This window comes from Pseudomonas sp. S3_B08 (genome assembly GCF_054667725.1).
In genome coordinates this window covers 583085-606337 of sequence record NZ_CP162750.1, presented here as the reverse complement: position 1 = coordinate 606337, position 23253 = coordinate 583085, and the positions used below count along the sequence as shown (strand labels likewise).

At 61.2% G+C, this 23253-nt stretch carries 26 protein-coding genes and 1 pseudogene; 4 read left to right on the top strand and 23 right to left on the bottom strand.

Annotated elements, in window-relative coordinates; translation table 11 throughout:
• Nucleotides 1-126: 126 nt before the first annotated feature.
• Together AB4N73_RS02875 and AB4N73_RS02870 are read left to right on the top strand one after the other, a co-directional pair.
• Nucleotides 127-594: a helix-turn-helix domain-containing protein gene (locus AB4N73_RS02875; RefSeq protein ID WP_252883388.1), complete on the top strand. Its 468-nt coding sequence runs from the start codon at nucleotides 127-129 to the stop codon at nucleotides 592-594.
• A pseudogene (locus AB4N73_RS02870) lies at nucleotides 591-1166 on the top strand (PIN domain-containing protein). Before AB4N73_RS02875 ends, AB4N73_RS02870 begins: the two are co-directional and overlap by 4 nt.
• A gap of 46 nt (nucleotides 1167-1212) precedes the next feature.
• Here AB4N73_RS02870 and AB4N73_RS02865 read toward each other — a convergent pair.
• From AB4N73_RS02865 to ccmA, 10 genes are all read right to left on the bottom strand, one after another.
• On the bottom strand, nucleotides 1213-1617 hold the full coding sequence (locus AB4N73_RS02865) for a hypothetical protein (protein WP_073472737.1): 405 nt from the start codon (nucleotides 1615-1617) through the stop codon (nucleotides 1213-1215).
• Nucleotides 1618-1642: 25 nt separating this feature from the next.
• Nucleotides 1643-2842, bottom strand: a complete 1200-nt coding sequence (gene ccmI / locus AB4N73_RS02860; RefSeq protein WP_095180733.1) for a c-type cytochrome biogenesis protein CcmI — start codon at nucleotides 2840-2842, stop codon at nucleotides 1643-1645.
• Nucleotides 2839-3309, bottom strand: coding sequence for a cytochrome c-type biogenesis protein (locus AB4N73_RS02855; protein ID WP_016771041.1), 471 nt, complete (start codon nucleotides 3307-3309; stop codon nucleotides 2839-2841). Before AB4N73_RS02855 ends, ccmI begins: the two co-directional genes overlap by 4 nt.
• Entirely contained in the window at nucleotides 3306-3842 is a 537-nt protein-coding gene (locus tag AB4N73_RS02850) for a DsbE family thiol:disulfide interchange protein (protein WP_016771042.1), read from the bottom strand. Before AB4N73_RS02850 ends, AB4N73_RS02855 begins: the two co-directional genes overlap by 4 nt.
• Entirely contained in the window at nucleotides 3839-5827 is a 1989-nt protein-coding gene (locus tag AB4N73_RS02845; protein WP_056783848.1) for a heme lyase CcmF/NrfE family subunit, read from the bottom strand. The genes AB4N73_RS02850 and AB4N73_RS02845 overlap by 4 nt, the downstream gene beginning before the upstream one ends.
• Before the next feature lie 3 nt (nucleotides 5828-5830).
• Nucleotides 5831-6286 (bottom strand): cytochrome c maturation protein CcmE, encoded by a 456-nt coding sequence (gene ccmE / locus AB4N73_RS02840; protein WP_305382455.1) that lies wholly within the window; start codon nucleotides 6284-6286, stop codon nucleotides 5831-5833.
• Nucleotides 6283-6459 (bottom strand): heme exporter protein CcmD, encoded by a 177-nt coding sequence (gene ccmD / locus AB4N73_RS02835; protein ID WP_016771045.1) that lies wholly within the window; start codon nucleotides 6457-6459, stop codon nucleotides 6283-6285. Before ccmD ends, ccmE begins: the two co-directional genes overlap by 4 nt.
• On the bottom strand, nucleotides 6456-7211 hold the full coding sequence (locus tag AB4N73_RS02830; protein WP_122506031.1) for a heme ABC transporter permease: 756 nt from the start codon (nucleotides 7209-7211) through the stop codon (nucleotides 6456-6458). The genes ccmD and AB4N73_RS02830 overlap by 4 nt, the downstream gene beginning before the upstream one ends.
• A 97-nt stretch (nucleotides 7212-7308) precedes the next feature.
• Nucleotides 7309-7977 carry a heme exporter protein CcmB gene (gene ccmB, locus AB4N73_RS02825; protein ID WP_039763615.1) on the bottom strand — a complete coding sequence of 223 codons (669 nt, stop codon included), beginning with the start codon at nucleotides 7975-7977 and terminating at the stop codon, nucleotides 7309-7311.
• Nucleotides 7974-8609, bottom strand: a complete 636-nt coding sequence (gene ccmA / locus AB4N73_RS02820) for a cytochrome c biogenesis heme-transporting ATPase CcmA (RefSeq protein ID WP_073472746.1) — start codon at nucleotides 8607-8609, stop codon at nucleotides 7974-7976. The genes ccmB and ccmA overlap by 4 nt, the downstream gene beginning before the upstream one ends.
• A 196-nt stretch (nucleotides 8610-8805) precedes the next feature.
• Between ccmA and fliK the strand changes: the two genes are divergently transcribed.
• Both fliK and AB4N73_RS02810 read left to right on the top strand, forming a co-directional pair.
• A complete protein-coding gene (gene fliK, locus AB4N73_RS02815) occupies nucleotides 8806-10380 on the top strand; it encodes a flagellar hook-length control protein FliK (RefSeq protein ID WP_460142899.1) in 1575 nt (524 codons plus the stop codon).
• Nucleotides 10377-10706: an EscU/YscU/HrcU family type III secretion system export apparatus switch protein gene (locus AB4N73_RS02810; RefSeq protein ID WP_041479625.1), complete on the top strand. Its 330-nt coding sequence runs from the start codon at nucleotides 10377-10379 to the stop codon at nucleotides 10704-10706. The genes fliK and AB4N73_RS02810 overlap by 4 nt, the downstream gene beginning before the upstream one ends.
• Before the next feature lie 120 nt (nucleotides 10707-10826).
• Here AB4N73_RS02810 and AB4N73_RS02805 read toward each other — a convergent pair whose 3' ends face one another.
• From AB4N73_RS02805 to flhF, 13 genes are all read right to left on the bottom strand, one after another.
• Nucleotides 10827-11222, bottom strand: coding sequence for a DUF2802 domain-containing protein (locus AB4N73_RS02805; protein WP_042607551.1), 396 nt, complete (start codon nucleotides 11220-11222; stop codon nucleotides 10827-10829).
• Between the two features lies 1 nt (nucleotide 11223).
• Nucleotides 11224-11709, bottom strand: coding sequence for a chemotaxis protein CheW (locus AB4N73_RS02800; RefSeq protein ID WP_095180727.1), 486 nt, complete (start codon nucleotides 11707-11709; stop codon nucleotides 11224-11226).
• 90 nt (nucleotides 11710-11799) lie between these two features.
• Nucleotides 11800-12753: a CheW domain-containing protein gene (locus AB4N73_RS02795; protein WP_460142898.1), complete on the bottom strand. Its 954-nt coding sequence runs from the start codon at nucleotides 12751-12753 to the stop codon at nucleotides 11800-11802.
• A gap of 118 nt (nucleotides 12754-12871) precedes the next feature.
• A complete protein-coding gene (locus tag AB4N73_RS02790; RefSeq protein WP_024012121.1) occupies nucleotides 12872-13660 on the bottom strand; it encodes a ParA family protein in 789 nt (262 codons plus the stop codon).
• A gap of 43 nt (nucleotides 13661-13703) precedes the next feature.
• A complete protein-coding gene (gene motD, locus AB4N73_RS02785) occupies nucleotides 13704-14594 on the bottom strand; it encodes a flagellar motor protein MotD (RefSeq protein ID WP_016771054.1) in 891 nt (296 codons plus the stop codon).
• Nucleotides 14595-14606: 12 nt separating this feature from the next.
• A complete protein-coding gene (locus AB4N73_RS02780; RefSeq protein WP_016771055.1) occupies nucleotides 14607-15347 on the bottom strand; it encodes a flagellar motor protein in 741 nt (246 codons plus the stop codon).
• Entirely contained in the window at nucleotides 15347-16492 is a 1146-nt protein-coding gene (locus AB4N73_RS02775) for a protein-glutamate methylesterase/protein-glutamine glutaminase (RefSeq protein ID WP_056783833.1), read from the bottom strand. Before AB4N73_RS02775 ends, AB4N73_RS02780 begins: the two co-directional genes overlap by 1 nt.
• 49 nt (nucleotides 16493-16541) lie before the next feature.
• Nucleotides 16542-18827 (bottom strand): chemotaxis protein CheA, encoded by a 2286-nt coding sequence (locus AB4N73_RS02770; protein ID WP_236169671.1) that lies wholly within the window; start codon nucleotides 18825-18827, stop codon nucleotides 16542-16544.
• A gap of 53 nt (nucleotides 18828-18880) precedes the next feature.
• Nucleotides 18881-19669, bottom strand: coding sequence for a protein phosphatase CheZ (locus tag AB4N73_RS02765; protein ID WP_016771058.1), 789 nt, complete (start codon nucleotides 19667-19669; stop codon nucleotides 18881-18883).
• A gap of 18 nt (nucleotides 19670-19687) precedes the next feature.
• Nucleotides 19688-20059, bottom strand: coding sequence for a chemotaxis response regulator CheY (locus tag AB4N73_RS02760; RefSeq protein ID WP_024012118.1), 372 nt, complete (start codon nucleotides 20057-20059; stop codon nucleotides 19688-19690).
• A 167-nt stretch (nucleotides 20060-20226) separates the two neighbouring features.
• On the bottom strand, nucleotides 20227-20967 hold the full coding sequence (gene fliA / locus AB4N73_RS02755) for an RNA polymerase sigma factor FliA (protein ID WP_016771059.1): 741 nt from the start codon (nucleotides 20965-20967) through the stop codon (nucleotides 20227-20229).
• Nucleotides 20964-21794, bottom strand: a complete 831-nt coding sequence (fleN, locus tag AB4N73_RS02750) for a flagellar synthesis regulator FleN (protein ID WP_016771060.1) — start codon at nucleotides 21792-21794, stop codon at nucleotides 20964-20966. Before fleN ends, fliA begins: the two co-directional genes overlap by 4 nt.
• Nucleotides 21795-21910: 116 nt before the next feature.
• Nucleotides 21911-23251: a flagellar biosynthesis protein FlhF gene (flhF, locus tag AB4N73_RS02745; RefSeq protein WP_024012117.1), complete on the bottom strand. Its 1341-nt coding sequence runs from the start codon at nucleotides 23249-23251 to the stop codon at nucleotides 21911-21913.
• Between the last annotated feature and the right edge of the window lie 2 nt (nucleotides 23252-23253).

Sequence of the window (23253 nt, the reverse complement as noted above, 5' to 3'; positions counted from 1 at the left end):
CACAGAATGGGACGGGGTGACGGTTGGTTGTTTTACAAAGTATTCCTGCACCAGTTTCGTTTATTGCGAATTTCGTTTGATTCGAATAACGTCCGCGGATCTTCCTTACAATGCTGGAACAGTCTTATGACCACTGCTACTCCATCTGCCATCAATCTGCCTGTCGAACGAGAGGTCAAAGCCGCGATTGAAGGCCAGCGCGCCCTGACCGCATTTCTCGCAAGCGGTTTTGAAACTCAGCGAATCCAGATTTTTGATGAACAGAACGAAGCCCACAGCGTCGAGCTGCCAACATCGGCGTTGCGCTTGCTGAGCGATATCCTCGCGGCGCTGGCGCAGGGCAACGCTGTGAAGGTGGTACCGATCCACGCGGAGCTGACCACGCAGGAAGCTGCCGATCTGCTCAACGTCTCACGTCCGCACATGATCAAACTGCTGGAGAGCGGTGAGATTTCCTACCACAAAACAGGCAAGCACCGACGTGTGCGCTTTGCCGATCTGATGGAATATAAAACCCGACGAGACACCGCCAGCGAGCAGGCAATGACGCTTCTCGCGGAGCAGGCACAGGCGCTAAGGACAGGATACGAGTGAGGCATTGCTCTTTCACTGCTGTATACGATGCATGCGTTTTATATCCGGCGCCTTTAAGAGATTTTCTGATGTGGCTCGCGTTGTCAGGGCTGTATCGGGCTCGCTGGATTCAGGAAATACACCACGAATGGAAGCGTAACTTATTGAAGAACAGGTCCGACCTGACCCTCGAACAACTCGATCGCACATCGCAATTGATGGACCTGGCCATTCCAGACGCGTGTATCGATGGCTATGAAGACTTGGTGTCAGGCCTGACACTGCCTGATGAGAACGACCGCCATGTTCTAGCGGCCGCAATCCGATGCGGTGCCGATGTAATAGTGACGTTCAACCTGAAAGATTTCCCCACCCGTCACCTCGCGCCATACGGCATTGAAGCTCAGCACCCGGATGAGTTTGTGGAAAACCTTTTCCATCTTGATTCGGCTGCCGTCGTCGCTGCGGCTCAAAGCCAGCGACGGCAATTGAAAACGCCCAATGTGGAGGTGGACAAATAACTTGGCTTTCTCCAACGGCAAGGATTGGACGAGTCGGTAAAGGCGTTAGGTAACTATCGTGCGATTCTCTGAAAATCAGACGCAAAAAAAACGGCGATCCCAGGATCGCCGTTTCTCATCACTGCCCGAACTTCTTGCCCAATCCCGGCGGGACGCCGTGGATGTTGGTGTCTTCCCACGGGCCGTTGGGGCTGACCGAGCGGCTCCAGCCGTTGTTCCAGCGGTAGTAGGTGCGCTGGCGGTAGAAGGTGTTGGTCTGGTCGTCGAGCACGTAGACGCCGAGCTTCTGGTCCCAGTGGCTGTTGCCGCCCGGTGGCGGGGCAAAGCTGGCCGAGGTACGTGGCACGGGCTTGGCGGGTTTGGCCGGGATGCTTTTGCCGGGGGTCGGCGAGGTCGACGGGGTCGGGCTCGGTTGCGAGGGCGGGATCGGCGGCAGGCTGGTGGTCGGTTCCGGGCGTTGTACCGCACATGCACTCAAGCCCAGGGCCAGTGTGAGGACTGTGATGCGGGCGATGGTGTGCATGGCGGTGCTTTCCTGTTGGGTCCGGTTACTTGTCCGGGCTGTCGATGGTCAGTTTTTGTGGCGCGGTGGTGCTGCTGGCCACTGGGCCGCTGCGACCGATCCACTCACCGGCAGTCGGTTGACCGGCCCGTGAGATGCGCGCAACCAGTTGGACTTCAGGGAAGTTGGACAGTTTCAACTGCGGCATCATTGCGTCGGCATCGCCCAGTTCGACGGTCACCGGCAGGTCAGCCACGGTCAGACGTTTGGCCGCCAGCGGCGCCGGTGGGCCTGAAGTGGCGCGGGCGAAGATGAACACGCTGTCGCCCGGTTGCACCTTGCTCCTGAGTTCGCTGGCCAGATCAACGCTGACTGTCAGCAATGCCGCTTTCGGCGCCTGTGCCTGGGCAACTTTGCCGCCGCTGGCTTTCAAGCGTTCGGCGGCACGCTCGATGCCGCCTTGCAGCGCAGCGCGAGAGTTGTCATCCGGCGGCAGTTGCGCGAGCAGGCGATTCCAGTAGTCGATGGCCTCCTGATAACGCTCGCCTTCGAACGCGGCGATGCCGAGCAGGCCGAGGCTGGTAACTTCCTTCGGATCGGCCTTCAGCGCTTCGTCGGTCAATTTCTGAATCTGCTCCGACCACTTTTTACCGTCAGCAAAATACTGCGCCTGCGCCCACTGGCCGAGCAGTTCCGGCTGGCGACCGGCGAGGTTGGCGGCGCGTTCGAACATCTTCGCCGCGTCTGCCGGACGGTCCTGAGCCATGTAGGTACGGCCGAGAAAATACAGACCTTCAGCGGAATCCGGTTGTGCGGCGACCGCACGTTCCAGACGCTGGGTCATCTCTTCCATCGACTGCGGTGCCTGAGCGAATTCGCGGGTCAGTTCGACCTTGTCGGCGGCGCCGAAATGCAGGTACAGACCGAGACCCAGCACCGGTACCAACACGGCGGCCAGCAGCGGCAACGGCTTGCCCAGGCGGGAGACACGCGGTGCGGTGACGCCTTCGGTGTCAGCGAGCAATTCACGCGCGGCTTCTGCGCGGCCGCTGTCCAGTTGCGCGGCGTCGAGCACGCCTTCGGCCTGCTGCGCTTGCAGCTCGGCAACCCGTTCCTGGTACAGCGCGACGTTCAACGCGGTGCGATCTTCTTCCCGCTGAGCGCGGCGTTCGCGCAGTACCGGGATCAGCAGAAAACTCAGGGCGACCAGAAGCAACAGCCCTGCGGCGAGCCAGAAATCAATCATTCTTGGTTTTTATCCAACAGTTGGTCGAGGCGCTGACGTTCTTCGGCAGACAGCGATGACGGCGTTTCGGCACGTTGCCCGCGACGCCTGCGCACGATCAGCGCGATCACCACGAAACCACCGAGCAGCAATCCGGCCGGACCGAACCACAGCAGCGCGGTTTTGGCATTGAGCGCCGGTTTGTAGCGGACGAAATCACCGTAGCGATCGACCATGAAGTCGATGATCTGCTGATTGTCCTTGCCCTCGCCGAGCATGCGGAAAATCTCTTTGCGCAGGTCGGCGGCGATCGGCGCGTTGGAGTCGGCAATGTCCTGGTTCTGGCATTTGGGGCAGCGCAGTTCCTTGGTCAGTTCGCGGAAACGCTCGCGGTCGCCCTCTTTGGCAAATTCGTAGGTGTCGATGGCCGCATGGGCGACACCGGCCAGGCTCAAACCCAACACGACCGCAGCGAGAAAACGCTTCATGGCTTGGCCTCATCGACCAGCGCCTGATACTTGGCCGCGAGTTTTTCGCGCCAGACCTGCTCGTCGATCACCCCGACGAACTTGTCGCGGATGATGCCTTTGGCGTCGATGAAGAAGGTTTCCGGCGCGCCGTAGACACCGAGGTTGAGGCCCAGCGAACCCTCGTCGTCACGAATATCCAGCGCATATGGATTGTGGAATTCCGCCAGCCACTTCAAGGCATCAGCGTTGGTGTCCTTGTAGTTGATGCCGTAGATCACCACGCCGCGCTCGGCGAGTTTGTTCAGCACCGGGTGCTCGACGCGGCAGGAAATGCACCAGGTGCCCCAGACATTGACCAGCGCCGGTTTGCCGAGGATGTCGGCCTTGGTCAGCGTCTTGTCACCCTGCACACTCGGCAGGGAAAACTCCGGGAATGGCTTGTTGATCATCGCCGACGGCAGCTCCGCCGGATCCAGGTACAAGCCGCGATAGAGAAACACCGCCACCAGCAGAAAAATCGCCAACGGCAACAACATCAACCAACGCCTCATGCCGCCGCTCCCGTCATGCCCAGCGCTTCGCGCACTTTGCTTTTCACCTTGACCCGATAACGCCGATCCAGCGCCGCCAGCAAACCACCCAATCCGGTGAGCAAGCCGCCGAACCAGATCCAGCGCACAAACGGTTTGACGTGTACGCGCACGGCCCAGGCGCCATTATCCAGCGGCTCGCCGAGGGCGACGTAGAGATCGCGAGTGAAACCGGCATCGATGCCGGCTTCGGTCATCACCGAGTTCTGCACGGTGTACAGACGTTTTTCCGGGTGCAGCACGCTGATTTCCTCGCCGTCACGAATGACGCGGATGGTGCCTTTGTCGGAGGTAAAATTCGGCCCCTCGAAATGCTTGGCGCCCTCGAAGACGAATTGATAGCCGGCCAGATCCATCGACTCGCCCGGTGCCAGACGCAGGTCGCGTTCGGCACTGTTCTGACTCGACAACACCACGCCCAGCGCGCACACGGCGATGCCGAGGTGGGCGATCTGCATGCCCCAATAGCTGCGGGTCAGCGTCGGCAAACCTTTGATCAGGCCTTTGTGCCGAGTCTTGTCGAACAGATCGCGCACACCGGCAAGCAACACCCACGCCGCCAGCAGGAACGTCGCGATCACTGCCCAGTTGAAATCGCCATAAGCCACGCCGGCCACCACGGCCAATGCGACGCTGCCGAGCAGCACCGGAGTGAGCATGCTCGCCAGCCATTTCACTGGTGTGTCCTTCCAGCGCACGATCACGCCGATCGCCATGACCAGCATCAGCAACGCCATCAACGGAATGAACAACGCATTGAAGTATGGTGGGCCGACCGACAGCTTGGCGCCGCTGATGGCATCAAGAATCAGCGGATACAAAGTGCCAAGGAGGATCATCGATGCAGCGACAACCAACACCAGGTTGTTGCCCAGCAGCAAGGTTTCCCGTGACCACAGATTGAACCCGACCTGGCTTTTCACCACCGGTGCACGCAGCGCAAACAGCGTCAGCGAACCGCCCACCACGAACAGCAGGAAAATCAGGATGAACACGCCGCGCTCGGGATCCGAAGCGAAGGCATGCACCGAAGTCAGCACGCCCGAGCGGACGAGGAAGGTGCCGAGCAGGCTCAACGAAAAAGCGGCAATCGCCAGCAACACCGTCCAGCTCTTGAACACGCCGCGTTTCTCGGTGACCGCCAACGAGTGAATCAACGCGGTGCCGACCAGCCATGGCATGAACGAGGCATTTTCCACCGGGTCCCAGAACCACCAGCCGCCCCAGCCGAGTTCGTAATACGCCCACCACGAACCGAGGGTGATGCCGATCCCGAGGAAGGCCCAGGCGACGATGGTCCATGGCCGCGACCAGCGCGCCCATGCCGCATCGAGACGGCCGCCGAGCAGCGCGGCGATGGCAAATGCGAAGGCCACAGAGAAACCGACGTAACCCATGTACAGCATCGGCGGATGCACGATCAGGCCAATGTCCTGCAGCAACGGGTTGAGGTCGCGACCGTCCGCGGGAATCTGCGGCAGGATCCGCGAAAACGGGTTCGAGGTAAGAATCAGGAACAGCAGGAAACCGGTGCTGATCATGCCCATCACCGCCAGTACCCGGGCGAGCATGACTTGTGGCAACTGCCGGGAGAACACCGACACGGCGAAGGTCCAGCCGCCGAGGATCAACGCCCACAGCAGCAGCGAACCTTCGTGGGCGCCCCACACCGCGCTGAATTTGTAGTACCACGGCAGCGCGCTGTTGGAGTTCATCGCAACGTAGCCGACCGAGAAATCGTCGGTCATGAACGCGTAGGTCAGGCAGCCAAAGGCAAACAGCAGAAAGGCAAACTGGCCCCACGCCGCCGGTTGCGCCAGGCTCATCCACAAGCGGTCACCGCGCCACGCGCCGAGCATCGGCACCAGCGCTTGGACCAGCGCAAAACACAGGGCGAGGATCATCGCCAGATGGCCCAGCTCGGGAATAAACAGTGCAGCAGCCATCGATCAACCCTCCTTCACAGGCGTCGGTGCGGATTGACCGCTGTCCTTCAGCGCTTTGGTCACTTCCGGCGGCATGTACTTCTCGTCGTGCTTGGCCAGCACTTCATCGGCGACCACTACGCCATCAGCGTTGAGCTTACCGAGGGCAACGATGCCCTGCCCTTCGCGGAACAGATCCGGGAGGATGCCGCGATAGGCGATGGTCACGGATTTGTTGAAATCGGTGACGACGAATCTGACGTCCAGCGAATCCTTGGAGCGTTGCAGCGAACCGGCCTCGACCATGCCGCCGGCGCGGATGCGCGTGTCCTGCGGCGCATCGCCGTTGGCGATCTGCGTCGGCGTGTAAAACAGATTGATGTTTTCCTGCAACGCGCTCAGGGCCAGGCCGACAGCAGCGCCCACTCCGACCAGAATCGCCAGAATGATGATCAGACGTTTTTTGCGCAGCGCATTCACTTGCCGTTCTCCCGGCGCAGACGACGCGCCTCTTGTTGCAGATAACGCTTGCGCGCCGCAATCGGCGCCACTACGTTGAGGGCCAGCACCGCCAGGCAGATGCCGTAGGCCGACCAGACATACAGGCCGTGATGGCCCATGGCGAGAAAATCGCCGAATGAAGCAAAACTCATCGTGCCGCCTCCAGACTCTGCTGCACTTCGGCTTTCACCCAACTGGCGCGGGCCTCGCGCTTGAGTACTTCCAGACGCATGCGCAGCAACAGCACGGCGCCGAAGAAGCAGTAGAAACCCAGCACCGTCAGCAGCAGCGGCAGCCACATTTCCGCTGGCATCGCCGGTTTTTCCGTAAGTGTGAACGTCGCGCCCTGGTGCAGGGTGTTCCACCACTCCACCGAGTATTTGATGATCGGAATGTTGATCACGCCAACGATCGCCAGCACCGCGCAGGCCTTGGCGGCGCTGTCGCGGTTGCTGATGGCATTGCCCAGCGCGATCACACCGAAATACAGAAACAGCAGAATCAGCATCGAGGTCAGGCGCGCATCCCACACCCACCACGAGCCCCAGGTCGGCTTGCCCCAGATGGCCCCGGTGACCAGCGCCACGGCGGTCATCCACGCACCGATCGGTGCGGCGCATTGCAGGGCAACGTCGGCCAGCTTCATTTTCCACACCAGCCCGACTACGCCGCACACCGCGAGCATTACGTAGATCGACTGGGCGAGCATCGCCGCTGGCACGTGGATATAGATGATGCGAAAGCTGTTGCCTTGCTGGTAATCCGGCGGCGCGAAGGCCAGGCCCCAGACCACGCCAACGCCGATCAGCAGCAATGCTGCAATGCTCAACCACGGCAGGAACTTGCCGCTGATGCCGTAGAACCACTTGGGCGAGCCGAGCTTGTGAAACCAGGTCCAGTTCATACTGTTTCCATCACGGTTGCCGCTCATCATCGCGAGCTGGCAGAGGGTCATGCCTTTCTTCTGGAAGAAGTGGTCAATTTTTGACCAGGCCTCATTATTATTCGCCGACGCTGATCTTCAGGCCAGCGGCTATTGCAAAGGGTGTCAGGGTGATCGCCAGCGCTGTAAGGCTGGCCATCCACAACAGGTATCCGGTCGCCGGCATGCCTTGCAGCGCCGCTTGCAACGCGCCGCTGCCAAGGATCAACACCGGGATGTACAACGGCAGAATCAGCAGCGCGAGCAACAGCCCGCCGCGCTTCAGGCCGACCGTCAGCGCCGCCCCGACTGCACCGAGCAGGCTCAACACCGGCGTGCCCAACAGCAGCGACAACAGCAGCACCGGCAGGCACGCGGCCGGCAAACCGAGCATCAGCGCCAGCAACGGCGACAGCAGCACCAGCGCCAGACCGGAGAACAGCCAGTGTGCCAGCACCTTGGCCAAGACCAGAAGCGGCAGCGGGTGCGACGAAAGGACCCACTGTTCCAGCGAGCCGTCTTCGAAGTCACTGCGAAACAATCCGTCCAGCGACAGCAGGACCGACAACAACGCCGCCACCCAGACTAACCCCGGGGACAGGTTTTGCAAGACTTGAGTTTCCGGGCCGACGGCCAGCGGGAAAAGGGCAATGACGATGGCAAAGAAAATCAGCGGATTGGCCAGCTCCGCCGGGCGGCGGAACAGCAGTCGCGATTCGCGGGCAAGCAGCAGGCCGAAGACACTCATACCGCCCATTTCCCCAGATCGATATCGCGATAACCGGCCGGCATGCGGCTCAGGGTGTGGTGGGTGGTCAGCACCACCAGACCGCCGCGTTCGCAGTGGCCGGCCAGATGCTCTTCCAACTGAGCGACACCCTGCTTATCCAGCGCGGTGAAAGGTTCGTCGAGAATCCACAACGGCGGGCTGTCCAGATACAACCGCGCCAGCGCCACGCGGCGCTGTTGGCCGGCGGAAAGACTGTGGCAGGGAACGTCTTCGAAACCGCGCAATCCTACCGCTGCCAGCGCCTGCCAGATCGCCTCGCGTTCGGCGGGATGATGCAGGGCGCAGAGCCAGGAAAGGTTTTCTTCGGGAGTGAGCAGATCCTTGATCCCGGCGGCGTGGCCGATCCACAACAGGTTTCGCGCCAGTTCGCTGCGTTGCTCGGTCAGCGGCTGACCGTTGAGCAGCACCTGGCCGTCGGTGGGTTGCATCAAACCGGCGAGCAGACGTAAAAGGCTGGTCTTGCCGCTGCCGTTGGGGCCGCTGATCTGCACCATGTCACCACTGGCCAGGCGCAATTCGAGGTTTTCGAAAAGCAGCCTGAGGTCGCGTTCACACGCCAGGGCAACGGTTTGCAGGACAGGACTGGTCAAGGGATCACGGGCCTTATACGGTTCAAGTCGGCTCTAGAGCGGCCGTTAAAGAGATGCAGCATAGATGCTTTGATCGCTCGATCTGGCGAGCTGGATCAAACAATTGCCAGGTTTTTTGAACGAAGCGCACGACGCGCGGCATTATACATGCCGTGCCTACTCTCAAGAGCGCAATTTCCTCAGGTTGTGTCCGCGTATGACAGGCGAAATGAACATCCTCCCGCTGCCGCCCACCGTGCCGGCGAGCGCTCGCCCGCAGACGGGTGAACTGCTCAAGCTGCTGACGCCGGTCGAGGGCTTGATCGGCGCGGGGCAAAGCGCCAAGGCCGAGGTGTTGTCGCTCAAGCAGGCCGATCAGACCTTTGAATTGCTGTTGAAAGTGACCCTCGACAGCGGCCGTCAGACCACCGTGCAGGCCAGCAGCAACCTGCCGTTGCCACAGGGCACCAACCTGGCGATCACTCAGCCATCGGCCGGTAATCTGGCGATCACCGTACAGCAAGCGATCGCCAGCAGCGTCGCCACCCTCACCCGCATCGATACCGCGCAATTGCCCGCAGGCACCTTGCTGCAAGGCAAAGTCGTGACCTCGCAGGCCCTGCCGCAGACGCCGGGGCAAGCGGCGGTGTTTCGCTCGATGGTCACCCTGCTCAACACCGCATTGAGCGGCAGCACTTTGACCGTCGACAGCCCGCAACCGCTGCGCATCGGCACCTTGTTGTCGGCGCAGGTGCAGGATGCGCAAACCCTCAAATTCGTGCCGCTGAGCAGCCGTCAGGAGCAACTGGCGGTCAGTCAGCAATTGCTCGGTCAGCAAAGTCGTCAGGGCTCGCTCGATGGCCTGCTGAAGATGTTGCAGAACCTGCCGCCATCCAGCGATCAGACTTCGGCCGATCTGCGCGCGGTGGTCGACAAGCTGCTTGCCAGCCTGCCGGACCTGCAGCAAATGAGCACCGCCAAGGGCGTGGCGCTGGCATTGGCCAACAGCGGCGCGTTCCTCGAAGCGAAATTGCTCAGCGGACAAAACCCGACTCTCGCCCCGGACATGAAAGCCGACCTGCTCAAACTGATCGCGCAACTGACCCCGGGCCTGCCAAGCAACACCAATTTCAATGCAATCATCGCCGCCAATACCCTGGCCCAGGCACTGCCGAGTTTCGTCCGGAACGCCCTCGGCACCCTAGGCCAGGTCAGCGCCAAACCGGTGCCGAGCAGCTTCCCGTTGCCCGAACGACTGCTGGCGAAACTGGAAGGCGAAGGTGATCTCGAACAACTGCTGCGCCTCGCCGCCGCTGCGGTGTCGCGTCTCCAGAGCCACCAGCTGTCGAGCCTGGAACAGACCGGCGTCACCGACGATGGCCGCCTGCTCAGCACCTGGCAGCTGGAAATCCCCATGCGCAACCTGCAAGACATCGTGCCGTTGCAGGTCAAGTTTCAGCGTGAAGAAGCGCCAGAGCGCGAGCCGCAGCCCCACGAGCGCCGCGATGAGCGCGAAGCCAAACAGCAATTGTGGCGCGTCGATCTGGCCTTCGATCTGGAACCGCTCGGGCCAATGCAGATTCAGGCGCAATTGATCGCTGGCAGCCTGTCCAGTCAGCTGTGGGCCGAGCGGCCGTACACCGCGGACCTGATCGAGAACAACCTGTTCGCCCTGCGCCAGCGCTTGCTCGATTCCGGGCTCAACGTCGGCGACCTCGACTGCCACCACGGCACCCCGCCGCAAGGCAACCAAACCCGCCTCGAACACCGCTGGGTCGACGAAACCGCATGAACGATTCCACTGCCCCACGCCAGGCCATCGCCCTCAAATACGACGGCAACCACGCCCCGACGCTCACCGCCAAGGGCGACGAGGAACTGGCCGAAGAAATCCTGCGTATCGCTCGCGATTACGAAGTGCCGATCTACGAGAACGCCGAACTGGTGCGCCTGCTGGCGCGGATGGAACTGGGCGACAGCATTCCCGAAGAGCTCTATCGCACCATCGCCGAGATCATCGCGTTTGCCTGGAATCTGAAGGGCAAATTCCCCGAAGGACAAGACCCGAACGCGCCGATGGTCGAGAAGGACATCACCGCCCGTGGGGATGATTATTGAAGCCCAAAAGCAAAAGATCGCAGCCTTCGGCAGCTCCTACAGGGAAACGTGAATCCCGATGCAGGAGCTGCCGAAGGCTGCGATCTTTTGATCTTGCTTGAAGCTTGGAGCTTGAAACTCCTAGCTGCTCTTATGCAACTTGCGCATCAACTCCGCCTCAGCCTGGGTCAAGCCGCACGACTGAGTCAGTTCATCGACGCTGGCGCCCATGCCCACCAGTTTCGCCGCTTGGGCGAATGACAGGCTCGACGGGTCGCGTTGTTCCAGTGCAACGATCTTGTCCGGCAACGGGCTTACCACCGCGCGCAACTCGTGCAGGGCCTCGCCCATGCGCACGTTGCCGTTCTGGTAATCGTCGACGCGTTTGGCCAGTTCCTTGATGCGCTGATCACGCAGCGCATCACCCTGGGCCTGCTGTGCAGCGATCACTCGCTGCGCCTTGATGTACGAGACGAACATCGCCAGCGTGCCGGCCCAGAACAGGAACAGAACAATTACCGCAACCTCGAGAATCAAATCAGATGCTCTCCAGTTCCGACCATTCTTCTTCGCTCATCATCTTGTCCAGCTCGACCAGAATCAGCAGCTCATTGTTCTTGTTGCACACGCCCTGAATGAACTTGGCCGATTCTTCGTTACCGACGTTCGGCGCAGTTTCGATTTCCGACTGACGCAGGTAAACCACTTCGGCCACGCTGTCGACCATGATGCCAACGACTTGCTTGTCGGCTTCGATGATGACGATACGGGTGTTGTCGCTGATCTCGCCGCTGTGCAGGCCGAAGCGCTGACGGGTGTCGATCACGGTGACCACGTTACCGCGCAGGTTGATGATGCCCAGCACGTAGCTCGGTGCACCCGGCACCGGCGCGATCTCGGTGTAGCGCAGCACTTCCTGCACGCGCATCACGTTGATGCCGTAGGTTTCGTTATCCAGTTTGAAGGTCACCCATTGCAGGATCGGATCTTCAGAACCTTTTGCATTCGACGCCTGATTACTCATACCCTGACCCCTCGAAAAAACCGCCCCGGGCGGTGTGTGTTCTGTGTGGTGGCATTGGAAAATGCCATCGCCTGATTGTTATGTCGGCTGCTATGTCGGTTTATGTAGCGGCTTGTTGCCACTCAAGTGCTTTGCCCCGCCGCTGGCGATCAACTCGGCCAGCGCGGATACGTCAAGCAATGCACACATGTGCTCGATCACGGTGCCGGCGAGCCATGGCCGCTGACCCCGGTGACTTCTCCATTTGATTTCATTCGGGTCCAGGCGCAACGAGCGGCTGACCTGATGCACTGCCAGCCCCCACTCGTAACCTTGTACCGAAATCACGTATTGCAGGCCCTGACGGAAGTCATCGCGGTAACGATCCGGCATGACCCAGCGCGCGGTGTCCAGAACTTTCAGGTTGCCAGCCTGGCTCGGCAGAATGCCGAGGAACCACTCCGGCTGACCAAACAGCGGCGTCAGCTCGTGGCCGGCCAGCGAATAGATCGAGCCGAGGCACACCAGCGGCACCGCCAGGGTCAGCCCGGCAACGTCGAACAGCAAGCATTCGAAAGCATCGGCAGCCCAGGCCGGACGGCCATCGGGTTCGACCGGTGGCGGCGGGTTGTTCGGTGGCAGGTGCACTTCGACCAGCGGCGGGACCAGCACCTGCGGTTCCGCCACTGGCGGCGCGGGTTCTGGCTCCGGCTCGGGTTCCGGCACGGTCAATAATTGCGTTTGCAGCAGCGGCGCCAAGGTCGACAGCGGCGCGCGCGGTTCGTCGATCAGCGCGACTGGCGCCTTGCCCACGGGGGCAGCAGCGGGCGCGGTAATCGGAGCGACGGATTTCTGCGCGTCGCGGGCCTGTTCTTCCAGCACCGCGGCCTGGAACTCGTCCATGGCCTCGGTGCTTTCCACCACTTCAGGCTGCGCCTGTTCGACGACTGGCGGCGGCGCTTCGACCGGCGCAGGCAAGTCCTCGGGCAGGTCGAGCAACAGGTCTGCCAGATAGGACTGCAAGGCCTGTTGCGGACGAGAAGTCAGCTTCACCGGCCGGTTCATGCGCGACTCCCTGTAGGAGCTGCCGAAGGCTGCGATCTTTTGATCTTTTCAGGAGCACTGACAGGCCAGATCAAAAGATCGCAGCCTTCGGCAGCTCCTACACGAATAAAGATCATGCTCAGGCCACCTGCGGAACAAGTTGCTGCGCGAGCAGGTGCTTGAGCAGTGCGCGGTAGGCCAGCACGCCACGGCTCTTGCCGTCGAATTGCGAAGGCGTGACGCCGGCCCGGCTGGCGTCGCGCAGACGGGTATCGACCGGGATGTAGCCGTGCCAGATGTCGTCGGGGAATTTGTCACGCAGCACGCGCAAGGTGCCCATCGACGCCTGCGTGCGGCGGTCGAACAGGGTCGGCACGATGCTGAACGGCAGCGGTTGTTTGCGCGAGCGATTGATCATCGCCAGGGTGTTGACCATGCGCTCCAGACCTTTCACGGCCAAGTGCTCGGTCTGCACCGGGATCACCAGTTGCTGGCTCGCCGCGAGGGCGTTGACCATCAGCACACCGAGCAACGGCGGGCTGTCGATGATCGCGTAATCGAAGTCCTGCCACAATTGCGCCAGACTCTTGGCGATCACCAGACCCAGGCCACTCTGCCCCGGCGACTGCCGCTCAAGGGTGGCCAGTGCGGTGCTCGATGGCAGCAGGGAAATGCGTTCGTCGCTGGTCGACAACAGCAACTGCCCCGGCAGGCCTTGCGGCACGCTGCCCTTGTGCAGAAACAGATCGTAGTTGCTGTGCTCCAGGCTGTCGGGGTCGTAACCGAAATAGCTGGTCATCGAGCCGTGCGGGTCGAGATCGACCACAACCACGCGCTTGCCCGCCTCGGCCAGCAATCCGGCTAAAGCGATGGAGGATGTGGTTTTACCAACACCACCCTTTTGATTGGCGACTGCCCAGACTCTCATTCAGTTCGTTCCTCCCGGCCAGGTTGATTGGCCGAGACATGCTTCAGCGTGTTAATGCGGGCGACGGAGAATTGACGGCACTCTCGCGTCCCGGCGTCTTGACCGGGGTCGGTGCAGTTTGTGTGCCAGCGCGCTTCAACGCCGCGTCCGGTTGCGCATTGGCGGTTCCGGTGCCCGTCAGGCTGCGGCGCACATCAAGATTGCGCGACACCACCAGCACCACTCGACGGTTCTTCGCCCGGCCTTCGACCGTGGCGTTGTTCGCCACTGGCTGGAATTCGCCGTAGCCCACCGACGCCAGTCGCCCGGGGTTTACGCCCTGCATGGCGAGCATGCGCACGATGCTCGCCGAGCGCGCCGAGGACAGTTCCCAGTTGGTCGGGTACTGCGCGGTACGGATCGGTTGATCGTCGGTGAAGCCTTCGACGTGGATCGGGTTATCGAACGGTTTGAGGATCGCCGCGACCTTGTCGATGATGTTGAACGCGATGTCGCTCGGCATGGCGTCGCCGCTGCCAAACAACAGGCTGGAATTGAGCTCGATCTCGACCCACAACTCGTTGCCGCGCACGGTCATCTGGTTGGAGCTGATCAAGTCACCGAAGGCGGCACTGATGTCATCGGCGATGCTTTTCAGTGGATCGCTGGCCCCGGAAATACCGGCGTCGACCTGTTCGGCATCCTTGACCAGCGGCTTGGCCGGGGTCACGGTTTTCGGTCGTTCGTCGCCGATCGGAATCGGCTTGAGCGAGCGGTCGGAGTCGGTAAACACGCCGATCAGCGCTTCGGAAATGACTTTGTACTTGCCTTCGTTGATCGACGAGATCGAGTACATCACCACGAAAAACGCGAACAGCAAAGTGATGAAATCCGCGTAGGACACGAGCCAGCGCTCGTGATTGACGTGTTCTTCCTGGTGGCGACGACGAGCCATGAGGTTATTCCCTTAGTCCATGAAGCCTTGCAGCTTCAACTCAATGGAACGAGGGTTTTCACCTTCGGCGATCGACAGAATTCCTTCCAGCAACATTTCGCGATAACGCGACTGCCGCAACGCGATGGACTTGAGCTTGGCCGCGACCGGCAAGAGGATCAGGTTGGCACTGGCCACGCCGTAGATGGTCGCGACGAACGCCACGGCAATCCCGTTACCCAGTTGCGACGGATCGGCGAGGTTGCCCATCACGTGGATCAGGCCCATCACCGCACCGATGATGCCGATGGTCGGCGCGTAGCCGCCCATGCTTTCGAACACCTTGGCCGCTTCGATATCGCGGGATTCCTGAGTGTAGAAATCCACTTCGAGAATGCTGCGAATGGCTTCCGGCTCGGCGCCGTCGACCAGCAGTTGCAAACCCTTGCGCGAGTAGCTGTCAGGTTCAGCGTCGGCCACGCCTTCGAGGCCGAGCAAGCCTTCCTTGCGCGCCGTAAGGCTCCAATTGACCACGCGGTCGATGCCGCCGGCCAGATCGACACGCGGCGGAAAGAAGATCCAGCCGAGAATCTGCATGGCGCGCTTGAACGCACTCATCGGCGATTGCAGCAGCGCAGCACCGACCGTGCCGCCGAGCACGATCAGCGCTGCCGGGCCGTTGGCCAGCGCGCCGAGGTGACCGCCTTCAAGGTAGTTGCCGCCGATGATGGCGACGAACGCCATGATGAGGCCGATTAGGCTAAGAACATCCATCAGATACACGCCTCGACGATGTGCTTGCCGATGTCGTCCAGACCATACACCGCGTCAGCCAGATCGGCTTTGACGATGGCCATCGGCATGCCGTAGATCACGCAGCTAGCTTCGTCCTGCGCCCACACCGAACTGCCGCCCTGCTTGAGCAGACGCGCGCCTTCGCGGCCGTCGGCGCCCATGCCGGTCAGCACCACTGCCAGAACTTTGTCGCCGTAAGACTTGGCTGCAGAACCGAAGGTGATGTCCACGCACGGCTTGTAATTCAAACGCTCGTCACCCGGCAAAATCTTCACCGCGCCACGGCCGTCGATCATCATCTGCTTGCCACCCGGCGCCAGCAGCGCCAGGCCCGGACGCAGGATGTCGCCATCCTCGGCTTCCTTGACGCTGATACGGCAGAGCTTGTCGAGACGCTCGGCAAACGCCTTGGTGAACGCCGCCGGCATGTGCTGGATCAGCACGATCGGCGCCGGGAAGTTCGCCGGCAACTGCGTCAGTACACGTTGCAGCGCGACCGGGCCGCCAGTCGAGGTGCCGATGGCAACCAGTTTGTAGGCTTTGCGTTTCGGAGCCGGCGACGAAGCACTGGCAGCGGATGCACGGGCAGGCGCAGGCGCAGGTGCCGGACGTGCCGGGACAGGGCTGCTGTGGCTCGTGTGGCTGCCGTAGCTCGACGCTGCCGGAGCAGGCGTCGGCGCTGGCGCAGCGGCGGGAGCCGGCGCGCTGTAGGCACTGAAACGACGGTTACTGCGCGAGATGCTGTGGACTTTCTCGCACAGCAGCTGCTTGACCTTCTCGGGGTTGCGCGAGATGTCTTCGAAATTCTTCGGCAGGAAATCCACCGCGCCGGCGTCCAGCGCATCGAGGGTTACCCGCGCGCCTTCATGCGTCAGCGAGGAGAACATCAACACCGGGGTCGGGCAGCGCTGCATGATGTGCCGCACTGCCGTGATGCCGTCCATCATCGGCATCTCGTAGTCCATGGTGATCACGTCAGGCTTGAGGGCCATGGCCTGATCGATCGCCTCTTTACCGTTGGTGGCCGTGCCGACCACCTGGATGCTCGGATCCGCCGAAAGAATTTCCGAGACGCGGCGGCGGAAAAAACCCGAATCGTCCACCACCAGGACTTTGACTGCCATAAACACTCCATTAGGTGCAGCGGCGCGTCATCGCGCCGCCGCCCCGGATTCAAATACGCTTTGTGGCGTAACGCTTGAGCATGCTTGGAACATCGAGAATCAGCGCAATGCGGCCGTCACCGGTGATGGTGGCGCCGGACATGCCCGGAGTTCCCTGGAGCATTTTGCCCAATGGCTTGATGACCACTTCTTCCTGGCCGACCAGTTGATCGACGACGAAGCCGATCCGCTGAGTGCCCACCGAAAGAATCACCACATGGCCTTCGCGCTGCTCTTCGTGAGCGGCGGAGCTGACCAGCCAGCGCTTGAGGTAGAACAATGGCAGCGCCTTGTCGCGCACGATCACCACTTCCTGACCGTCGACGACGTTGGTGGTCGACAAGTCGAGGTGGAAGATTTCGTTGACGTTGACCAGCGGGAACGCGAACGCCTGATTGCCGAGCATGACCATCAGCGTCGGCATGATCGCCAGGGTCAGCGGCACCTTGATGACGATCTTCGAACCCTGGCCCTTGGTCGAGTAGATGTTGATCGAACCGTTGAGCTGGGAAATCTTGGTCTTCACCACGTCCATGCCGACACCACGGCCGGACACGTCGGAGATCTCGGTCTTGGTCGAGAAACCCGGGGCGAAGATCAGGTTGTAGCACTCGGTATCGCTCAAGCGATCGGCCGCGTCCTTGTCCATCACACCGCGTTTTACCGCGATCGAACGCAGGACGTTCGGGTCCATGCCTTTGCCGTCGTCGGAGATCGACAGCAGGATATGGTCGCCTTCCTGCTCGGCCGCCAGCACCACGCGACCGCCACGGGCCTTGCCCGATGCTTCGCGTTCTTCCGGCGACTCGATGCCGTGGTCGACAGCGTTGCGCACCAAGTGGACCAGCGGGTCGGCCAGAGCCTCGACAAGGTTTTTGTCGAGGTCGGTTTCTTCGCCCACCAGTTCCAGGTTGATCTCTTTCTTGAGCTGACGTGCGAGGTCGCGAACCAGACGCGGGAAGCGCCCGAAGACCTTCTTGATCGGCTGCATCCGCGTTTTCATCACGGCGGTCTGCAGGTCAGCGGTGACCACGTCGAGGTTCGACACGGCCTTGGACATGGCTTCGTCGCCGCTGTTGAGGCCCAGACGCACCAGACGGTTACGCACCAGCACCAGCTCACCGACCATGTTCATGATCTCGTCGAGCCGCGCGGTGTCGACGCGCACGGTGGTTTCCGCTTCGCTGGCCGGCTTTTCTGCCGGGGCAGCAGCTGGCGCGCGGGCCGGAGCCGGTGCAGCAGCGGCGGCCGGTTTCGGCGCCTCGGCTTTCGGTTCAGGCTTGGCGGCAGGCTTCGGCGCAGCAGCGGCAGCCGGAGCTTTCGCCGCTGGCGTGGCGACGCTCGACACGGAGCCGGCAGTCGCAGCGCTGGCGTCAAACTTGCCTTTGCCGTGCAGTTCGTCGAGCAGCGATTCGAATTCGTGATCGCTGATCAGGTCACTGCCGGCCGCAGCGGCTGCCGGTGCAGCAGGTGCTGACGGGGCCGAAGCGATGGCCGATTCCAGCGCGTCAACGGCGAAGTTGCCCTTGCCATGCAACTGATCGAGCAAGGCTTCGAATTCGTCGTCGGTAATGTCCGAGCTGTCACCCGCAGCAGGCGCGGCCGGAGCAGCCGGCGCTGCTGGTGCCGCCGGAGCGACCGCATCGACAGCAAACTGGCCCTTGCCGTGCAGCTGATCGAGCAGCGATTCAAATTCGGCGTCGGTGATTTCATCGCTCGCCGCCGTGTCGGCAACCGGCGCGGGCGCCACAGCAGCGGCCGGAGCCTCAGCCTGGGCCTTGACGGCATTCAGCGAGTCCAGCAGTTGTTCGAATTCGTTATCGGTGATGTCGTCCGAGGAGTCGCTTTCAACGACCAGTTCTTCGATCATCTCGGCAACCGGCGAAGCCGGGGCTTCATCCGCCGATTGCGGTTCGGCCAGACGCGCCAGCGCGGCCAGCAGTTCCGGCGTGGCAGCGGTGATCGGTGCACGCTCACGGACTTCGCTGAACATGCTGTTCACCGCGTCCAGTGCTTCGAGCACAACGTCCATCAGTTCTGCATCAACGCGACGCTCACCCTTGCGCAGGATGTCGAACACGTTTTCGGCGATGTGACAGCACTCCACCAGCTCATTGAGCTGAAGGAAGCCGGCGCCCCCTTTTACAGTGTGGAAACCGCGAAAAATTGCATTGAGCAGATCTGCATCATCCGGACGGCTTTCCAGCTCGACCAGTTGTTCGGACAGTTGCTCAAGAATCTCGCCGGCCTCAACCAGGAAATCCTGAAGGATCTCTTCATCGGCGCCGAAGCTCATTAATGGGGTGCTCCTACAGGTCTAAAAACCCAAAAAACCCGAATTCCGAAACTCTAGAATCCAAGGCTGGATAACAAATCGTCCACATCGTCCTGACCGGACACAACGTCTTCTCGTTTATCGGCATGAATCTGCGGACCTTCACCCTGCGAGAGATGTTTTTGTGGATCTTTTTCAGCAAGCATTGCGGCGCGGTCATGTTCGATGCCCGCAAAGCGGTCGACCTGACTGGCCATGAGCACGAGTTTGAGCAGATTGCTTTCGACTTCGGTGACCAGTTGGGTCACACGCTTGATCACTTGACCTGTGAGGTCCTGGTAATCCTGAGCCAGCAGGATGTCGTTGAGGTTGCTCGACACCGCACGGTTGTCCGTGCTGCTGCGTGACAGAAAACCGTCGACCCGGCGCGCCAGTTCACGGAACTCTTCAGCCCCGACCTCGCGACGCATGAAGCGGCCCCAATCGGCGCTCAACGTCTGCGCTTCATCAGCCAGACTGTTGACCACCGGGGTGGCGCTTTCCACCAGATCCATGGTGCGGTTGGCCGCGGCTTCCGTCAGCTTGACCACATAGCCCAGGCGTTCGGTGGCGTCGGTGATTTGCGACACTTCCTCGGCCTGCGGCATGTGCGGATCGATCTGGAAATTGACGATCGCACTGTGCAGTTCACGTGTGAGCTTGCCCACTTCCTGATACAGGCCGCGGTCACGGGTCTGATTGAGCTCATGGATCAGTTGCACCGCGTCGCCGAACTTGCCTTTTTCAAGGCTCTCGACCAGTTCGACCGCGTGTTTTTTCAGGGTCGATTCGAAATCGCCCTGTGATGATTCGTTATGCTCCATAGCTCCCCCGCGCATTCATCAGCCGATGCGTTCGAAAATCTTCTCGATTTTGTCTTTCAACGCCTGAGCCGTGAAAGGTTTGACTACGTAACCGTTCACACCGGCCTGAGCGGCCTCGATGATCTGCTCGCGCTTGGCTTCAGCAGTCACCATCAACACCGGGAGGTGCTTGAGTTTTTCATCGGCGCGCACGTGACGCAGCAGGTCGATACCGGTCATGCCCGGCATGTTCCAGTCCGTTACCAGAAAGTCGATGCTGCCGCTGTTGAGCACCGGAATGGCAGTGGTGCCATCGTCGGCCTCGACGGTGTTGGTGAACCCAAGATCGCGCAGCAGGTTCTTGATGATCCGCCGCATCGTTGAGAAGTCATCAACGATGAGGATTTTCATGTCTTTGTTCAATTCGACCTCCAAGCAGTCTTAAACGCGCCCAGCACCTGGACGCGCCACTTCAATCAATCGGCGCAGCACTTAAAGTTTGTCTGGAGCACAACGGATCGAGACCGGCGCCGTTCATCACCGCACCAGCCTCGTTTCGCAGTGTCCCCACACTGCCTTCAGCGCGCTCGCCACTCCCCCAAACGCCCCCGCAGACGGGCCGCGCACTGGCTGTGTAACTGGCTGACCCGCGATTCACTGACGCCAAGGACTTCACCGATTTCCTTGAGGTTCAGCTCTTCGTCGTAGTACAGCGCCAACACCAGTCGCTCACGCTCCGGCAAATTGGCAATCGCGTCCGCCAGCGCCGCCTGAAAGCGTTCATCTTCCAGATCGCGTGACGGCTCCATATGAGCACTGGCGCCATCCTCGTGCAGCCCTTCGTGTTCGCCGTCCTGCAACAGGTCGTCGAAACTGAACAGGCGACTGCCCAAGGTGTCATTCAGAATCCCGTAGTAATCGTCGAGACTCAATTGGAGTTCGGCCGCAACCTCGTGATCTTTAGCGTCACGGCCGGTTTTAGCTTCAATCGAGCGAATCGCGTCGCTGACCATCCTGGTATTACGGTGAACCGAGCGTGGCGCCCAATCCCCTTTGCGCACTTCATCGAGCATCGCGCCGCGGATTCGAATGCCCGCGTACGTTTCGAAACTGGCGCCTTTGCTGGCGTCGTATTTGGTCGAGACTTCCAGCAAACCGATCATCCCGGCCTGGATCAGGTCTTCGACCTGCACGCTGGCCGGCAGGCGCGCCAGCAAGTGATAGGCAATGCGCTTGACCAGTGGCGCGTAACGCTCGATCAATTCGTATTGCGCGTCACGCGCCGACTTTTTGTAAAGATTCATGCCACTGGCGGTCATATCACAGGCCCTGCGGTTTGCTGCACGAGACGCTCGACGAAAAATTCCAGATGCCCGCGCGGGTTGGCGGGCAGCGGCCAGGTATCGACCTTCTGGGCGATGGCTTTGAAGGCCAGTGCGCACTTGGAACGGGGAAAGGCTTCGTAGACGGCGCGCTGCTTCTGCACTGCCTTGCGCACGCTTTCGTCGTATGGCACGGCGCCGACGTATTGTAGGGCGACGTCGAGGAAGCGATCCGTGACCTTGGTCAACTTGGCGAACAGGTTGCGCCCTTCTTGCGGGCTCTGCGCCATGTTGGCCAGCACGCGGAAGCGGTTCATGCCGTAGTCGCGGTTGAGCAACTTGATCAGCGCGTAAGCGTCGGTGATCGAAGTCGGCTCGTCGCAGACCACCAGCAACACCTCTTGCGCGGCACGAACGAAACTGACTACCGAGTCACCAATACCCGCAGCGGTGTCGATCACCAGCACGTCGAGATTGTCGCCGATGTCGCTGAACGCCTGGATCAGGCCGGCATGTTGCGCCGGGCTCAGGTGCACCATGCTCTGCGTGCCGGAGGCCGCCGGCACGATGCGAATCCCGCCCGGGCCTTGCAACAGCACGTCGCGCAGTTCGCAACGGCCTTCGATAACGTCGGCCAGTGTGCGCTTGGGTGTCAGCCCCAGCAGAACGTCGACGTTCGCCAGGCCCAGGTCGGCGTCCAGCAGCATGACCCGACGGCCAAGCTCTGCCAGCGCCAGCGACAAGTTCACTGACACGTTAGTCTTGCCGACGCCACCTTTGCCGCCGGTCACCGCGATCACCTGTACGGGATGCATGCTGCCCATGTTATTTCTTTACCTTGTCTTGCATAGACGGAGGCCACATTACTGGCTGCGCGTTCCTGATCGGAACAATGCGTGGCAGACCATCGATGTAGGTACAAAAACTGTTCATGATTACCTCAGCCAACCTGCTTGGTCGGGCTGTGATAGATATCAGCGAACATGTCAGCCATGGCTTCTTCGCTGGGTTCTTCCTGCATTTGCACGCTGACGGCGCGGCTGACCAATTGATGACGACGCGGCAGATGCAGATCATCCGGAATCCGTGGGCCATCGGTCAGGTACGCGACCGGCAATTCATGACTGATCGCCAGGCTCAACACTTCGCCGAGACTGGCCGTTTCATCCAGTTTAGTCAGGATGCAGCCGGCCAGCCCGCAACGCTTGTAACTGTGATAAGCGGCGGTTAGAACCTGTTTCTGGCTGGTGGTTGCCAGGACCAGATAATTTTTTGAGCGAATGCCACGCCCGGCCAGGCTCTCAAGCTGCATGCGCAACGCCGGATCACTGGCTTGCAGCCCGGCAGTATCGATCAAAACCACGCGTTTGCGTAGCAGTGGATCCAATGCCTGCACCAGCGATTGACCCGGATCGACGTGCGTTACCGGCACGTTGAGGATGCGCCCGAGGGTTTTCAATTGTTCCTGCGCGCCGATGCGGAAGCTGTCCATGCTCACCAGTGCAACGTTCTGCGCGCCGTACTTGAGCACATAACGCGCGGCGAGCTTGGCCAGCGTGGTGGTCTTGCCCATGCCGGCGGGGCCGACCATGGCAATCACACCGCCCTCTTCCAGCGGCTCGACTTCCGGCACGGCAATCATCCGCGCCAGGTGCGCGAGCAGCATGCGCCAGGCCTGACGGGGTTCTTCGATATCGGTGATCATCGCCAACAGATCGCGCGACAGCGGGCCGGACAGGCCGATGCGCTGCAGACGGCGATACAGATTGGCCTGGGCCGGACGGCTGCCTTGCAGCTGATTCCAGGCCAGGGTGCCGAGCTGCACTTCCATCAGCTCGCGCAGGCTGTTCAATTCAAAACGCATCGAATCCAGTGCACGCGGATCGACACCCGCCGAGGCCTGCGCAGGCGCTGCGGCCGGGCGCGTCGGCGCGGCGTAGGTCGGCTCGCTCAACGGTTCGGCAGCAGTCAGCGGCAGGCCTGCGGTCAACGGCAGCCCGGCGAACAACTGCTGATTGGTGTTGCCGTCGGCTTCGCCACGCAGGCTCAGCTCGGCCTGGGCGGTGACGATGCGCGACTGGGTCTTGCGCAGCTCGTCTTCGAGTTCCATGTTCGGAACCCGTGGCGCCAGCGCCGACAATTTGTAATCCAGAGCCGCCGTCAACTCGACGCCGCCGGCGATGCGGCGGTTGCCGATGATGGCGGCATCAGCGCCCAGTTCATCGCGAACCAGCTTCATGGCCTGACGCATATCGGCGGCGAAAAAACGCTTAACTTGCATAA

Bases quoted from the DNA above. Each gene is read 5' to 3' on its own strand.
- AB4N73_RS02845 (WP_056783848.1), bottom strand. From the start codon at position 5,827: ATGGCTGCTGCACTGTTTATTCCCGAGCTGGGCCATCTGGCGATGATC.
- AB4N73_RS02850 (WP_016771042.1), bottom strand. From the start codon at position 3,842: ATGAGGCGTTGGTTGATGTTGTTGCCGTTGGCGATTTTTCTGCTGGTG.
- AB4N73_RS02875 (WP_252883388.1), top strand. From the start codon at position 127: ATGACCACTGCTACTCCATCTGCCATCAATCTGCCTGTCGAACGAGAG.
- AB4N73_RS02770 (WP_236169671.1), bottom strand. From the start codon at position 18,827: ATGAGCTTCGGCGCCGATGAAGAGATCCTTCAGGATTTCCTGGTTGAG.
- AB4N73_RS02810 (WP_041479625.1), top strand. From the start codon at position 10,377: ATGAACGATTCCACTGCCCCACGCCAGGCCATCGCCCTCAAATACGAC.
- ccmI (WP_095180733.1), bottom strand. From the start codon at position 2,842: ATGATTGATTTCTGGCTCGCCGCAGGGCTGTTGCTTCTGGTCGCCCTG.
- AB4N73_RS02865 (WP_073472737.1), bottom strand. From the start codon at position 1,617: ATGCACACCATCGCCCGCATCACAGTCCTCACACTGGCCCTGGGCTTG.
- AB4N73_RS02790 (WP_024012121.1), bottom strand. From the start codon at position 13,660: ATGAGAGTCTGGGCAGTCGCCAATCAAAAGGGTGGTGTTGGTAAAACC.
- fliA (WP_016771059.1), bottom strand. From the start codon at position 20,967: ATGACCGCCAGTGGCATGAATCTTTACAAAAAGTCGGCGCGTGACGCG.
- AB4N73_RS02855 (WP_016771041.1), bottom strand. From the start codon at position 3,309: ATGAAGCGTTTTCTCGCTGCGGTCGTGTTGGGTTTGAGCCTGGCCGGT.
- AB4N73_RS02795 (WP_460142898.1), bottom strand. From the start codon at position 12,753: ATGAACCGGCCGGTGAAGCTGACTTCTCGTCCGCAACAGGCCTTGCAG.
- AB4N73_RS02830 (WP_122506031.1), bottom strand. From the start codon at position 7,211: ATGAACTGGACCTGGTTTCACAAGCTCGGCTCGCCCAAGTGGTTCTAC.
- ccmD (WP_016771045.1), bottom strand. From the start codon at position 6,459: ATGAGTTTTGCTTCATTCGGCGATTTTCTCGCCATGGGCCATCACGGC.
- fliK (WP_460142899.1), top strand. From the start codon at position 8,806: ATGACAGGCGAAATGAACATCCTCCCGCTGCCGCCCACCGTGCCGGCG.
- AB4N73_RS02780 (WP_016771055.1), bottom strand. From the start codon at position 15,347: ATGGATGTTCTTAGCCTAATCGGCCTCATCATGGCGTTCGTCGCCATC.
- AB4N73_RS02760 (WP_024012118.1), bottom strand. From the start codon at position 20,059: ATGAAAATCCTCATCGTTGATGACTTCTCAACGATGCGGCGGATCATC.
- flhF (WP_024012117.1), bottom strand. From the start codon at position 23,251: ATGCAAGTTAAGCGTTTTTTCGCCGCCGATATGCGTCAGGCCATGAAG.
- ccmB (WP_039763615.1), bottom strand. From the start codon at position 7,977: ATGAGTGTCTTCGGCCTGCTGCTTGCCCGCGAATCGCGACTGCTGTTC.
- AB4N73_RS02800 (WP_095180727.1), bottom strand. From the start codon at position 11,709: ATGAGTAATCAGGCGTCGAATGCAAAAGGTTCTGAAGATCCGATCCTG.
- AB4N73_RS02775 (WP_056783833.1), bottom strand. From the start codon at position 16,492: ATGGCAGTCAAAGTCCTGGTGGTGGACGATTCGGGTTTTTTCCGCCGC.
- AB4N73_RS02765 (WP_016771058.1), bottom strand. From the start codon at position 19,669: ATGGAGCATAACGAATCATCACAGGGCGATTTCGAATCGACCCTGAAA.
- fleN (WP_016771060.1), bottom strand. From the start codon at position 21,794: ATGGGCAGCATGCATCCCGTACAGGTGATCGCGGTGACCGGCGGCAAA.
- motD (WP_016771054.1), bottom strand. From the start codon at position 14,594: ATGGCTCGTCGTCGCCACCAGGAAGAACACGTCAATCACGAGCGCTGG.